Source organism: Rhodococcus sp. 06-418-5 (genome assembly GCF_002258285.1).
In the GTDB taxonomy this organism is placed as follows: Bacteria; Actinomycetota; Actinomycetes; order Mycobacteriales; family Mycobacteriaceae; genus Rhodococcoides.
Map to the genome: position 1 here is coordinate 37,730 of NZ_NOYE01000018.1, position 13,705 is coordinate 51,434.

Annotated in this window: 14 protein-coding genes and 1 pseudogene; 9 read left to right on the forward strand and 6 right to left on the reverse strand. The window is 63.6% G+C overall.

Annotated features, from left to right (window positions below):
* Positions 1–2: 2 nt before the first annotated feature.
* Positions 3–170, reverse strand: a pseudogene (locus CH274_RS29730) (DUF2256 domain-containing protein); the annotation flags it as partial.
* On the opposite strand from CH274_RS29730, the gene CH274_RS16090 reads away from it, so the two are divergent.
* Positions 154–720: a peptide deformylase gene (locus tag CH274_RS16090; RefSeq protein WP_094658086.1), complete on the forward strand. Its 567-nt coding sequence runs from the start codon at positions 154–156 to the stop codon at positions 718–720. The pseudogene CH274_RS29730 and the gene CH274_RS16090 sit on opposite strands and share 17 nt — an antisense overlap.
* A gap of 13 nt (positions 721–733) precedes the next feature.
* Here CH274_RS16090 and CH274_RS16095 read toward each other — a convergent pair whose 3' ends face one another.
* On the reverse strand, positions 734–1,174 hold the full coding sequence (locus tag CH274_RS16095) for a hypothetical protein (protein WP_094658087.1): 441 nt from the start codon (positions 1,172–1,174) through the stop codon (positions 734–736).
* A complete protein-coding gene (locus CH274_RS16100) occupies positions 1,174–1,506 on the reverse strand; it encodes a hypothetical protein (RefSeq protein ID WP_094658088.1) in 333 nt (110 codons plus the stop codon). Before CH274_RS16100 ends, CH274_RS16095 begins: the two co-directional genes overlap by 1 nt.
* Positions 1,507–1,546: 40 nt before the next feature.
* On the opposite strand from CH274_RS16100, the gene CH274_RS16105 reads away from it, so the two are divergent.
* Positions 1,547–2,029, forward strand: coding sequence for a DUF6992 family protein (locus CH274_RS16105; RefSeq protein WP_218829219.1), 483 nt, complete (start codon positions 1,547–1,549; stop codon positions 2,027–2,029).
* Between the two features lie 142 nt (positions 2,030–2,171).
* Positions 2,172–3,440, forward strand: a complete 1,269-nt coding sequence (locus CH274_RS16110; RefSeq protein WP_094658253.1) for a DUF4185 domain-containing protein — start codon at positions 2,172–2,174, stop codon at positions 3,438–3,440.
* On the opposite strand, the gene CH274_RS16115 is transcribed toward CH274_RS16110, so the two are convergent.
* The gene (locus CH274_RS16115) at positions 3,373–4,035 is read right to left on the reverse strand and encodes a hypothetical protein (protein ID WP_094658089.1); all 663 of its coding nucleotides are present in this window, start codon (positions 4,033–4,035) and stop codon (positions 3,373–3,375) included. The genes CH274_RS16110 and CH274_RS16115 overlap by 68 nt on opposite strands.
* Entirely contained in the window at positions 4,032–4,988 is a 957-nt protein-coding gene (locus tag CH274_RS29735) for a hypothetical protein (RefSeq protein WP_256993601.1), read from the reverse strand. Before CH274_RS29735 ends, CH274_RS16115 begins: the two co-directional genes overlap by 4 nt.
* Positions 4,989–5,308: 320 nt before the next feature.
* Between CH274_RS29735 and CH274_RS16125 the strand changes: the two genes are divergently transcribed.
* From CH274_RS16125 to CH274_RS16150, 6 genes are all read left to right on the forward strand, one after another.
* The gene (locus CH274_RS16125) at positions 5,309–6,289 is read left to right on the forward strand and encodes an ABC transporter permease (protein WP_094658090.1); all 981 of its coding nucleotides are present in this window, start codon (positions 5,309–5,311) and stop codon (positions 6,287–6,289) included.
* Positions 6,290–6,320: 31 nt separating this feature from the next.
* On the forward strand, positions 6,321–7,241 hold the full coding sequence (locus tag CH274_RS16130; RefSeq protein WP_045199361.1) for an ABC transporter permease: 921 nt from the start codon (positions 6,321–6,323) through the stop codon (positions 7,239–7,241).
* Positions 7,234–9,135, forward strand: a complete 1,902-nt coding sequence (locus tag CH274_RS16135) for a dipeptide ABC transporter ATP-binding protein (protein ID WP_094647129.1) — start codon at positions 7,234–7,236, stop codon at positions 9,133–9,135. The genes CH274_RS16130 and CH274_RS16135 overlap by 8 nt, the downstream gene beginning before the upstream one ends.
* A 37-nt stretch (positions 9,136–9,172) precedes the next feature.
* Positions 9,173–10,861, forward strand: coding sequence for an ABC transporter family substrate-binding protein (locus tag CH274_RS16140; RefSeq protein ID WP_143546592.1), 1,689 nt, complete (start codon positions 9,173–9,175; stop codon positions 10,859–10,861).
* 68 nt (positions 10,862–10,929) lie between these two features.
* Positions 10,930–11,514 carry a hypothetical protein gene (locus tag CH274_RS16145; RefSeq protein ID WP_094658092.1) on the forward strand — a complete coding sequence of 195 codons (585 nt, stop codon included), beginning with the start codon at positions 10,930–10,932 and terminating at the stop codon, positions 11,512–11,514.
* A gap of 94 nt (positions 11,515–11,608) precedes the next feature.
* Complete coding sequence (locus tag CH274_RS16150) at positions 11,609–12,967, forward strand: acetamidase/formamidase family protein (RefSeq protein ID WP_094658093.1); 1,359 nt, start codon at positions 11,609–11,611, stop codon at positions 12,965–12,967.
* A 73-nt stretch (positions 12,968–13,040) separates the two neighbouring features.
* Here CH274_RS16150 and CH274_RS16155 read toward each other — a convergent pair whose 3' ends face one another.
* Positions 13,041–13,658, reverse strand: a complete 618-nt coding sequence (locus CH274_RS16155) for a TetR/AcrR family transcriptional regulator (protein ID WP_032394963.1) — start codon at positions 13,656–13,658, stop codon at positions 13,041–13,043.
* Positions 13,659–13,705 lie beyond the last annotated feature (47 nt).

Here is a 13,705-nt window from a genome sequence, read left to right on the forward strand (position 1 = left end):
CACGCATCGCTGCAGTACTTGATGTCATTCCAGTTCTTCTCCCACTTCTTGCGCCACTCGATTCGTCGCCCACAGGAGGCGCAGACCTTGTCGGCGGGCTGCGCAGTGGAGGAGCGACGAGAATGAGCCATGCTTCGACAGTAACCTCGTTGCATGGCGATTCGACCCATTCTCGTTGCCGGTGACCCGCGGCTGACGACGGTCGCCGAACCCGTCACCGTGTTCGACGCCGAGTTGGTGGCGTTCGTGAAGGACCTGTTCGAGACCAACACCGCGGCGCACGGGGCCGGACTCGCTGCCAACCAGGTCGGCGACCCGCGTGCAGTGTTCGTCTACGACCTCAGGGACGGCGGGGTCCGTCACCGCGGGCACGTGGTCAACCCAGTGCTCGAGACGTCGGCGATCCCGGAGACGATGCCTGACCCCGGAGACGGTGAAGGGTGTCTGTCGGTACCGGGGGAGCGGTACCCGACCGGCCGCGCGGACTGGGCCCGCGTGACCGGTGTCGATGTGGAGAACGCTCCCGTGTCGGTCGAGGGCCACGGTTACCTGGCTCGGTGTCTGCAGCACGAGTCCGACCATCTGGCCGGTCACCTGTACCTCGACCGCCTGATCGGCCGCAATCAGCGTGCTGCGAAGAAGATGATCAAGGCACGAGGATGGGTCCGCCCCGGCAACAGTTGGCTGCCCGGGTCCGATGCGGACCCGTTCGGCTGGTGAATCGAACCGGCGATCAACACGCGCCGGTGAGTGCGCATGCCGCTGCGCGTTCCAGCTTCCAACGGCCCTCGGAGACAACGAAACCGATCGAGGACGTCGGCCCGACGGACGTGCCGCTCGCCTCCACCCGTCCGGGTGCTACGGCGTCGACGCGGGCGAACGTCACGTCCGACATGACCCCGCTGCTGTCGAACAACGCTGCGTTCTCCTCCAGTGTGCCTTCGAGCGCGTCGGCGCGGTCGGACCGCTCTGCGGTCCAGTCGAAAACGGTACGGAAGATGGCGGTCGCTTCCTCCTGGGTAGGGATGGCTGTGGGCGCGACGGAGGGAGGAGGGGGCGGGAACGACGACGGCGCAACGTTTACCGCGGCGTCGATGCCCGGCTCGGGTTTCGTTGCGGCACAACCGGTGAGCACGACCAGAGCTAGTCCGCAGAGCACACGGCCGACGATCATCAGAACGGGTTGTAGACGTAGAGCATCCGGTAGTCCCACTCCGAGGATCCGGCCGTGATTCGGATCTCCGTCAGGACCCGGCCGTTCTGGGAGCACGAACCGCGGGCGTGAAACGACCAACAATCGATCCGCCGACTCGTGCCGAACGGGCTGACGATCAACGATTTTGTGCTCGCCGCGCCGTATGCCGCAGGGTCGAAGGCGCTGACGAAACTCGAGGTGGAGTCCTTGGGCCCGAACGGGTTGCCGTCGGGAGCGGCGGAGGCTGTCGGCGCGACGAGCACTGCGCCGCCGATCGCCAGCGCGACTCCGGCGAGGATCTTCTTCGGCAATGGTGGCTCCGTTCGTTTCGAGCACGGCTACTCAGTGCTCATGGGATCGGCCGCAACCGACCGCGCGTTACGAACCGGCTCCTTCCTCGAACGCGGCACACTGGAGTCCATGACAGCACTCGAAGCGCCCATCGTTGCCCAGCGGCTCGGCCGTCGTCTCGCGATGTGGGGCGGTGGAAGTGTGCTCGTCGGAACGGTGTTGGCGTTGCGCGGGTCGTCGCCTGCCCGGCGGGCGTTCGGTCAGCAGACTGCGGGGTGGGGTGCGATCGATCTGGCGATCGCGGGTGTAGGCGCGCTGAGCTCGAAGCCTCCGACTGCCGCGAGTTTGAGCCGGCTGCTGTGGATCAATGCCGGTCTCGATGTCCTCTACGTCGCGACCGGCGCGCACATCGCCGTCAGAAAGCCTCGGTTCGGCGGCCGGATCACCGCTGACCAGGCGCTGGGCCACGGCTCTGCCGTCGTCGTGCAGGGCGCTGCGCTTCTCGCATTGGACACGACACACGCCCGCATGATTGCCGGCTAATCACACGAGTGTCATTCTCGCCGTTGGCGTTTTGTCAAGTACCGACACGTCTGATTTGTTGCGCGATCAGTAGATTTGCGTAACACTCGTCCCATCAGTCACATCAGTATCGTGGGTCACACGGGAAACGGTGGGTTCGTCCATGCGTGTACGTAGTCGGCAGATTGCTGTCGGGGCTGTCCTGGCACTGGCAGTGAGCGGACTCAGCGCTCTGACCGCGCCCACCGTGTCGGCCGAACCGTGCGGTGGGCTCGGTGGGCCGGGCTCGTCTCCGCTGTTCGGGTCGTCGGGTAGCGCCGGGATGTCGGGCAAGAACCCGCAAGGCCCTCAGGGGCCGCTGCCTCGGATCACCGGCAACACCCAGAGCATCGCCTGGGTCACCGGTCCGCAGAGCGTGAACAACACCTACAACGACCTCGCGATGTCCGGCACCGACCTCGGAATCAGCTGGGACAACGGGGCCGGCCAGATCCTGATGGCGTTCGGTGACACGTTCGGAGACTGCTCCTCCGGCAATGCGCAGTGGCGCAGCAACGCGCTCTTCCGGTCGGACAAGGCGTCGACGAATCTGGCGCAGGGAGTCGAGATCGGTCCAGCCGACCCCGCGGACAACACCTCCGGTGCCGTCGTGCGGGCCGGTAGTCCCAACTATGCAGCCGAGATCATCTCCAGCGCAAAGCTGCCCAGCGTCGAGGACACGACGATTCCCACGGCGGCCATAGCGATCGGCAACACCCAGTACATCAACTACATGTCGGTGCAGAGCTGGGGCAGCCCCGGGCGCTGGATCACGAACTACTCGGCGACGGCGAAATCCACTGACAACGGTCAGAATTGGTCGACCGACCCCAAGACGATCCGCGTCAACAAGGGTGTCACCATTCCGGGCTTCACCAACGTCCACGAAAGCCAGGGCAAGTTCCAGCAGAGCGCGTACGTGCTGGGTCGAGACGGCAAGTACCTGTATCAGTTCGGCACACCCAACGGACGATTCGGCGATGCCTTCGTCTCACGGGTGGCACCGAGCGAGATCGAGAACCTCGACGCGTACGAGTATTCGACGCAGGATCCGGATCCGACGAAGCAGTGGTCGAAGAACATCGGCGACACCGTTGCGATCGTCAAGGGCCCGGTCAGTGAGATGTCGGTTGCATGGAACGACTACCTCGGCCGCTACGTGATGATGTACGGGGACGAGAACACACGCACATTGGTCGCTCGCACTGCCGACAATCCCGAGGGGCCCTGGAGTGCGCCGAAGACCATCCTCGATGCCAATCAGACCGCCGGCGGAATCTACGCGCCGTTCATTCACCCGATGTCGAGCGGAAAAGACCTGTACTTCAATGCTTCTCGGTGGTCGGACTACAACGTGCTGCTGTTGAAGACGAATCTCGACGCGCTGAAGTGATCTCCGCGGAGCGTTCGATCGCCGCCTGCAGGTAGGCATCCACCTCGAGATCTTCCGGGGCGGAAAATAATCCGCGCCGGATCGTCGAGAGGTATCTGCTCGACGGTTCGCCGGGCTCTCGGGCGATCGAACTTGTCAGCGTGAACGCGGGTCGTCCGTCGATGTCCGGAAGTCGGAGTAGTGCATCGTATTTCCCACGGAAGCTCTCACCTTCGCGATCCACTGCCAGCTGCGACCATTGTCCGATGGCAAGTGTCTCCGTCGCCCCGACATCGATGGACGCGACGACGTTCTCGACGGCAGCCAGGTGAGCGAACTGGACGCCGTCGAGTAGATAGCCATGTGCTACAGACCGATTCGCGGCATCTGCCGTCGTCGAGACGAACGCGGACGCTCCGGTCCAGCGCCGCGAGACTCCGGCGAAGTACAGCGGATAGTCGATCCACAGCCATTTTTCCCCGGCAGGCAACGCTGTCGAGGGTGCCGGTGGGTGCGCACCGAATTCGGAGCTTTCGTCGGATCCCGTCAGGTAGCTGAAAAACCTCTCGCGCAGGAGATTCGACCCGTACGAGACGTACCAGAGCCGACCGTTCACTCGGTCTCGAACAGCTGCCGGTATGCCTCGGCGAGCAGGTCGGCCGCGAGGTCGTGGTTGTGTGACGCTGCGCCCGTCGAGTTGCCGGATCGCATCAGCCTGGCGTTGAGGCCGTAGGCAAGGTCGTCGAACGTGTCGTCGTCGATCCCGAGGTCGACGTCCACGTCTTCTTCCAGCAAGGCACCGAGGTCGATCGACCACGACCACACACGTTCGTCCCGGTAGGGGCCGCGCCCGGCGCTGACGGTCTCGTTGGAGACCTCGAGTTGCTCGTCGGTCCGGTCGCGCGGAACGTTGGTGTTGATGCGCAGGTCGAGTTCGATCGTGTCGTCGTCGTGCACGATCTCGTCGACGCGCAGCGTCTCGAAGCCGCCGCACGTCAGCGTCAGCAAGCGCCGAGGCCCGGTGTCGACGTGTTCGTCGGACAGGGCGGCGATCTGCCACAGGTACTTCGCGGTGTTCGCCGGGTCGGGGATCGAAGAGTTGATGTAGTCGGCCACGATGCTGCGGATGGCCGGGTATGCGATGTGGTCGGACAGTTCCCAGAACTGCTTGCGCGCCTTGCCGACAGACGTGTCGAGCAATGTCGCCCGCTTAGCTCTTTCCTTCGGCAGTGCGGATTTCGCGCTCGGTGCCTCGCCGGTCGCACCGGGCTGCGAGGGGCGTTCACGTAGGCGGGTCAGGCGCGCCACGAGATCCTGCAATTGCTCGAGTTGGTCTGCTGTGCCAGAGGTGAAGTCGAGTGCCTCGATGTCGGTCCACACGTCGAGGTCGGCGATGAACTGTGCCGCGACCGAGTCGGAGTACCCGACGTAGGCCTCGTTGTCGGCGAAGTGCAGAACGTAGAGCCCGGTTCGGTGTTCCTTGGCCGCGAAGACCGTGGCGATGGATCCGGCGTCGGTGACGTCGTATCGCTCGAAGGTGAATCCGTCGGATGTGGAAGCTGTCGGCATGGCTGTGAATCTACCGATGTGAGTCGAAAGCACCTATTTTCGGCCGTGTCCGCAATGTCGGGAATTCGTTCCAGAAACCAATGATTTAGGTGAACCTTCGTAAACTGGATGTTCAGACTTGTTCTGGCACCGCGTGTTCCGCATTGTCCGATGTACCGGAAGTACTTCCGCTACCGTGAACGAAAGTTGAATTCGTGGTGCTATCTTGTGGAATGTCTGTTTCCATCGCTAACGAAACAAGCAGGTAACACGCGGTGTGAACAATGCCGAGAGCAGTGCCATCGGGCACGGCCGTGGTGCTCGATGGAAGGTGGTTGCGCGTGGGCGGTTATCTTGCGCGGAGGTTGCTGAACTACGTCGTCCTGCTGCTCATCGCGACGTTTCTGACCTACCTTCTGGCGTCGCTCACGTTCGATCCGCTGTCCAATCTCCTCAGTCGCAACCCGCCGCCGTCGAGCGCTGTACTCGACGCGAAACGCGCGGCGCTGCATCTCGACGACAACCCCGTGTTGCGCTACCTGAAGTGGCTGTGGGCTGTGCTTCATGGTGACTTCGGTCAGACCATCGCGGCCGGCTCCGTCAACGACGAGTTGTGGCGACGCATTCTCGTCTCGCTGCGTCTGGTGGTGCTCGGCACCGTCCTCGGCGCGGTACTGGGAACACTCGTAGGTGCGTACGGTGCCGTCCGGCAGTACAAGATCTTCGATCACGTCGCGACTGTCGTGACGTTCATCCTCATCAGCACACCGATCCTGGTTCTGGCACCGGTACTCAAATACTTTGCTGTGCAGGTCAATCAGAGCACCGGTAGCCAGTTCTTCCAATACACCGGTGAGACGTCGACAACGCTCGCTCCCGGTCTGATGAACGAAATCATCGACCGTGCTCAGCATTTGCTGTTGCCGACCGTTGTCCTGATGTTGTTCACCATCGGTGGTTACAGCCGCTACATGCGTAGTTCCATGCTCGACGAACTGAACATGGACTACATCCGTACGGCCCGCGGCAAGGGCCTCACCCGCGGCCGCGCGATCTTCAAGCATGGCTTCCGAACTGCGTTGATCCCGATGGCGACGCTCTTCGCGTTCGGGATGGGCGCGGTGATCACCGGCGCGACCTTCACCGAGCGAGTTTTCGGGTGGTACGGCATGGGGGACTGGCTGATCTACGGCATCACCAGTCAGGACATCAACATCACGCTCGCGGTCTCGCTGTTCACCGCGCTGTCGGTCCTCGTCTCCGGAATGTTGACCGACATCTTCACGGCCGCATTGGATCCGCGCGTTCGCTACGCGGACTGACCCACCACTTCGAGTAAGGAAAGGATCGGCGATGGCGACACCTGTGGTTCCCGAGATCGCTGCGGTCGAGGGCCCGAGCGACTCGACGGCTCCGATCACACGCAGGCGCTTGGTGCTGCGCCGGTTCCTGCGCAACCGGCCTGCGTTGGTGGGCATCGTGGTGTTGCTGGCGATGTTCGTCGGCGCATTCGTACTCCCGCACTTCATTCCCTTCACCTACGAGGAACTCGACGCGTACGCGCTCAACTCGCCGCCGACCACACGACACTGGTTCGGCACCAACCAGATCGGGCAGGATGTTCTGGCTCAGACGCTGCGTGGACTGCAGAAGTCGCTGATCATCGGCATGCTCGTCGCGCTCATTTCCACGGTGCTTGCCGGCGTCGTCGGCGCGGTGGCGGGATACTTCGGCGGTTGGACCGACCGCGCGCTGATGTGGGTCGCCGATGTTCTGCTCGTCGTCCCGAGCTTCCTGGTCATCGCGATCTGCTCACCGCTGTTCCGCGACAAGAGCTTCTTCATCCTGGTGTTGCTGCTCGCGGCGTTCGCGTGGATGATCACCTCCCGCATCATCCGTGCGATGACGCGGTCGTTGCGTGAGCGCGAATTCATCCGTGCCGCCAAGTACATGGGTGCGACGCCGACGAGTGTCATCGGGAAGCACGTGCTGCCGTCGATGGCGTCGATCCTCATCGTCGACGTCACGCTCAACGTGGGTATCGCCATCATCGGTGAGGCGTCGCTGAGCTATTTCGGTTTCGGTGTCCAGCGGCCCGACGTCTCGCTCGGCACACTAATCGCGGACGGTACGTCGTCCGCGTTGACGTATCCGTGGCTGTTCGCGTTCTGCTGTGGCGCACTGGTATTGATCGTGCTGGCAACGAACTTCGTCGGCGACGGCCTGCGCGACGCATTCGATCCGAACTCGACGAGGGGACAGGCACGTGGCTGAGACTGTGCCGGTGTTGAAGGTCAGCGGACTCGAAGTCAGCTTCCCGAGTGAGGAAGGCCGCGTCACCGCGGTCCGCGGACTGGACTATCAGGTCGACAAGGGCGAGGTCATGGCCATCGTCGGCGAATCCGGCTCCGGTAAGTCGGTGTCGTCCCTGGCCGTTATGGGGTTGCTTCCGCAGACCGCACGGGTCACCGGGTCCATCGAGCTGAACGGCCGTCAGCTACTCGGACTGTCCGACCGTGAGATGTCCCGTGAGCGTGGGCGTTCGGTGGCGATGATCTCGCAGGACCCGTTGACTGCGCTGACGCCCATCTACCGGATCGGTGATCAGATAGCCGAGGCGATCTCGGTACACAATCCGTCACTGAGCAAGGTGAAGGTCCAGGAGCGGACCCTGGAATTGCTCGATCTGGTCGGCATCGCCGATCCGAGAACACGGGCGAAATCGTATCCGCACGAGTTCTCCGGCGGTATGCGGCAACGCGTCGTCATCGCGATGGCCATCGCCAACGATCCCGACCTCATCATCGCCGACGAGCCCACCACTGCCCTCGACGTGACGATCCAGGCGCAGATCCTCGACCTGCTTCGGACCGCACGGGACGTGACCGGAGCCGGCGTCGTGTTCATCACCCACGACCTGGGAGTCGTTGCCGGCGTTGCCGATCGGGCCATGGTCATGTACGCCGGGCGAGCCGTCGAAAGTGCTCCAGTGGACGAGCTGTACGCGCACCCGTCCATGCCCTACACCGTCGGATTGCTCGGCTCGGTCCCTCGCCCGGATCGTCCCGCGCAGGAGCGCCTGGTGCCCATCGAGGGCACGCCGCCCGCTCTGGTGAATCTCCCTACGGGCTGCCCGTTCGGGCCCCGATGCCCGCTGCACACGGAGGCCTGCGACGAAGGCGAACCACCGTTGATTCAGGTTGCCCCGAATCACAGCGCGGCGTGCATCCGTATCGATGCGGCGACGGCCGAGTCGGTGGAGGCGGAGTTCGAGGGTGCTCCACGTTCGGAGGCACCGGCCGAATTGGTGGTGACCGTGCCGAAGGATGCTCCGGTGTTGTCGGTGACTGATCTGCACAAGAGCTACCCCATGTTCAAGGGTTCGGTACTGCGTCGACGCGCGGGCGAAGTGCCTGCGGTGCAGGGTATCAGCTTCGATGTCCACGCAGGGTCCACCTTGGCGATCGTCGGCGAATCGGGCTGCGGCAAGTCGACGACCCTGCTCGAGATCATGGAGTTCGTGAAGCCGCAGCAGGGCTCGATCAGAATCAACGGAGTCGAGCCTTACGGCCTGAGCCGAGCCGAGCAACGAAAGCTGCGCGCGCACATCCAGATCGTGTTCCAGGACCCGATGGGCTCGCTCGATCCGCGAATGCCGGTGGGGGAGATCATCGCCGAGCCGTTGAAGATCAACGGCGTGCCGGTCGACGAGCGCACCCGCCGGGTTCGGGAACTGATGGACACCGTCGGAATGCGTCCCGAGCTCGCCGATCGGTATCCCACCCAGTTCTCCGGCGGGCAGCGTCAACGTGTCGGCATTGCACGGGCTTTGGCGCTCAAACCGTCGATCCTGGTGCTCGACGAGCCGGTGTCCGCGCTCGACGTGTCGATCCAGGCGGGCGTGCTGAACCTGCTCCAGGATCTGCAGGAGGAGCTCGGTCTGGCGTATCTGTTCGTCTCGCACGACCTGTCGGTGGTGCGTCATCTTGCCGACGAAGTAGCGGTGATGCGCAACGGGGTGTTCGTGGAGAAGGGCCCGACGGCGCAGATCTTCGACGCACCCGAGGACCCGTACACACGGGCACTCCTGAAAGCCATCCCCATCCCCGATCCGGTGCTCCAACGAGCCCGAATCGCCGAGGCCGCACAGCTGGCCGACGCCATCTGACCTTGCAGGTTATGTGCACACTGAGAAAGGTGAATTGATGAGAGCCAAGCTATTTCGGGCACTGGTCCCGATCGCGGTGGCCGTGACTACCGTCGGACTGGTGGCGGGGTGCAGCTCCGGCGACACCGGGCCCAACGCCGATGCGCCTGCGTCGTTCGAGAGCGGAGCGCAGATAAACCCGCATCCCATCAGCGATCTCCAGCAGGGCGGAAACATGAACTTCCCGCTTTCGCAGGTACGTCCCAATTACAACTACTACCAAATTGACGGCACAAGCGTTGATTTGGCACGGATGTACTTGGCGCTGATGCCAACTGCATTCAAGGCCGCCGCCGATGCGAGCTTGACGACGGCAACCGACTTCTTCACCGACATCACCGAGTCGGAGACCGACGGCAAGCAGGTCATCACCTACAACATCAACCCGAAGGCCAAGTGGAGCACCGGCCGACCACTCGACTACACCGACCTTGTTGCGACGTGGACCGCCAACAGTGGGAAAGACCCGGCCTACGAGGCTTCATCCACGGCCGGGTACGACAAGGTCGAATCCGTCGTGCGCGGCGAGAACGATCAGCAGGTAGTCCTGACGTTCACAGAAAAATTCGCCGACTGGCGATCCCTGTTCGTGCCGCTGATGCCGGCGGAATCGGTCAATACGGTGGAGGCATTCAACACCGGCTCGGTCAGCGCAATGCCGGCCACCGCAGGACCGTTCCGCATCAGGACCATCGAGCCGGGTGGCAAGCGGATCGTCGCCGAGCGCAATCCCGATTGGTGGGGTGAGAATCCAGCGGTACTCGACTCCATCACCTATCTGCCACTCGATTCGACGGCCTCCGTCGGGGCACTGCAGAGCGGTGAGATCGATTACTACGAACTCGGCAGCAGCGCTGATGCATTCAAGGTCGCGCAGGGAACTCCGAACATCGACCTGCGCCAGAGCCTCGGTCCGCAGTACCGCCATTTCGATTTCAACGGCGCGCCCGGACGCATCACGTCGGACAAGGCTGTCCGGTTGGCTCTGATGAAGGCGATCGACCGTGATTACCTGGCCACCTCGCAGCTCGGCCAGATCACCTCGAACCCGACGGTGCTGAACAACCACATTTTCGTCGACGGCCAGAAGGGTTACCAGGCGAACAACGGCGACGTCACGTTCGACCCGGAGAAGGCGAAGTCCGAACTCGAGGCCGCCGGATGGACGATGAACGGCGAGTTCCGCTCCAAGGACGGACAGCAACTCGATCTGCACGACATCATTCCGGCGGACACCCCGAACGCGACGCAGGAAGCGCAGATCATCCAGCAGAACCTCAAGGCTGTCGGCGCCAACCTCATCATCGACGCAGTGCCGTCCGACGACTTCTTCGAGAAGTACATCCTGGTCGGCGCATTCGATGTCACCCACTTCACCTGGGAGGGAACGCCGTACACCTCCAGCAGTGACGGCATCTTCCGCCTGACGCCCGGCAGTACGCTGCAGAACTACGGTCAGGTCGGGTCCGAGGAGATCAACGGACTGCTCGACACGGCGGCCGGCGAGCTCGACGACGACGCACGTATTGCCGACTACAACGAGGCAGACAAGGCGATCTGGGCGGAGGGGCACAGCCTCACGATGTTCCAGCGTCCGTCGACGTACGCGACCAAGTCGAATCTCGCGAACTTCGGCGCTCCGGGATTCGGAGACCTCGATATGTCGAAGGTCGGGTTCCTGAAATAGCTCACGGTCTCGGATATCCGGTCGGTGCCGCGGCAGCCACGTTGGTTGTCGCGGCATCGACCGTTGTCGTGATCGCACCGCTGAGTTTCTTCGTTGCGCTCGTCGTCCTCGTCTGGACGGGTTGGTCGGTGGCGTGCGCTCTCCTGTCCGGGCGATCAGCACAGACATCGACCGCCCGAACCACAGTGCGGCGAGTTCGGTTTCAGCACCGCATGCGGTCGCGCGGTTACCTGGAGGTCCACGAGAAAACAGGGCGGGCCTGGTACCCCGTCTACTTCCACACCGGGCTGCTGGCAATCGTTCCCGACGCCGCCGCGACCGTGAGCAGGTCGATCTTCGGTCGGCGTGCTTTCGTCGTGGAACCGGGGATTCTCGCCGTGCCGTCGGGGCGGCATCGCACGTCGTTACCTCCCGGCACACCCCTCGATGCCCCTCGCCTCAACGACGTCGATCTGCAGACGCGCAGTGAAAGATTCGGATCGCTACGCCGCCGAATCATGCTCGACGCCCCTGCTGCAGTGGCCGGCCCGTTCATCGGTCTGCTGTGGCTGGTCGTCGACGGCGGGGGATTGGCCGAGTTCGTAGCCGTCACCGTTCTGGCTGCGGTCACTGCGCTCTGGTGGTCGGCGATCGGTGGAAGCGATCCCAGCTGAGCCGTCCTGCCGAGTACTTCGTCCGACGCATGTTCGTAACTGCCGAGAAACACCCTCGGTCTACGTTCGAGATTCGGACAATTCAGGAGGCATCATGGCGCGGTCGATGGCGGAGCAGGCAGCGGAGACGATCACCAAGGGAATCGGTCGACGTGGATTCATCCAGGCGGTGGCGGCATTGGGCGCAGGCGTCGGAATTGCCGGAACGGCAGCGTGTTCGTCGTCGTCGTCGTCCACCGCCGCCGCGAGTTCGTCGGCACCGGCTCCGGTCGGCATTCTTCAGCCCGGATCAGGCGACATCTCCGGCGATCACTATCTGAGTTCCGAAGTCGACAAGGTCCTGTGGGGGTACGTCCCGACGGTCGAGTCCGAGTCGGTGCTGCAGATGAAGTCCGGCGAGACGGTGACCATCGACGCGCTCAGCCATGAGGGGATCCTCGAAGATCAGGGGCGCGACCCCGTCGAATTCTTCGGCGGCAAGGGTGTTTCCGAGTCCGACGTGCTGCAGGACGCCATCGACATCGCGGGCGGGTACGACCGCACGGTCCGTAACTTCGACGTCGACGGCCCTCATGTGGTGACGGGTCCGGTGTTCGTCGAAGGCGCGCAGCGCGGGGATGTACTCAAGATCGAGACGCTGGAGGCGATCCCCCGCGTTCCGTACGGCGTGGTGTCGAGCAGACACGGCAAGGGCTCGCTGGCGGTCACTGCGTCCGGTGAGGCACCAGCGGGGATCAGCCTGGACGAGGTGATGCCTCCGATCGCGAGCGACGGCAGGACCTCGGGTGACCCGACGCAGTACGGCAATATCTCCACGTTCACCGCCGTCGAGGACGGGCAGGGTGTGATGCGGTACGGCGATGCGGCCGTACGCTTTCCGCTGCGTCCCTTCATGGGCATGATGGGTGTTGCCTTCGCCAGCGACCCGGGCCTGACATCACCGAATGCGAATTCGATTCCCCCGACGCTCGGCGGCGGCAACATCGATGTCGGCCTGCTCGGCGTCGGGTCGACGTTCTACCTCCCGGTGTTCGCAGAGGGTGCGTTGTTCTACGTCGGCGATCCGCACATGGCGATGGGCGACGGGGAGGTCGCACTGACGGCGATGGAAGGTTCCCTGCGCGGCACCTTCCGTCTGACGGTCTGCAAGGCGGGCAGCGGTGATGCCCCGTCCGTCGCATACTCGTATCCCTTTGCCGAGAACGAGGATTCATGGATACCGATCGGCCTGTCCGATCCGGACGGTGCCGTCGGCGGCCAGAGTTCGGACCTGAACGCAGCCATGCGTCGCGCAGTGGTCAACGCGCTCGACTTCCTCGAGACCGACCTCGGCATGGACCGGGCGACGGCCTACGCCTACCTTTCCGCGGCCGCGAACTTCACCGTCTCGCAGGTGGTCGACAAGACGGTCGGCGTGCACGGCCAGATCTCGAAGGCGCACTTCGACCGGTAGGAGTGCGCCTTCGGCGCAGTGGTGCGAATAAGTGCCCTCCGCGGCACCTGAGCACGCCACTGCCGAAGGCGCCTCAGCGGTGCGCGGTAGCGATGAAATGACGTGTTGCGGCGTCGACGATGTCGGCGGGGGCGATGTCGATTTCGTCGTTCAACCACGCGATGACCAGTTCGGCGAGTCCGCCGATGAACAGCAGGCCGTTGATCTCGGATTGTGGCTGCGGCCAGGCCTGTTCGCCGAACAGTTCGCGTGACTGCTCGGCCACCAGATGGGCGAACGCGCGCATGGACTTTCGTCGATAGTCCCGCAGTGAGTCGACGGCCAGTGACTCGATCATCGCGACGCGTCCCTTGCGGCGGTCGTCGGTGAGCACGCCGACGAACGCTGCGATGGCGTTGCGCACCTGTTCCTCGACGGTGGGGGCCGGGGAGTGCAACGCGTCCATAGCCGCTGCCCGGATCTCGTCGGATACCGACTCCACCACCTTCTCCAGCAAATCCTCTTTGCCGGAGAAGCTTTGGTAGAAGTAGCGCTCGGTCAGTTTCGCCTCCGCGCAGATCGCGGTCATGGTCGTGTTCTGGGCACCGGCCGTGGAGAACACTTCGAGTCCGGCTTCGAGCAACCGCGCGCGACGGTCGGCGGTGCGGTCGTCGGCACTCATGCCGTTGTACCTGCGCGTCGGGGAAGCCATGGGTAGATCTTGACAGAGGAAGCAGGTGTGACGCAGACTACATCCCA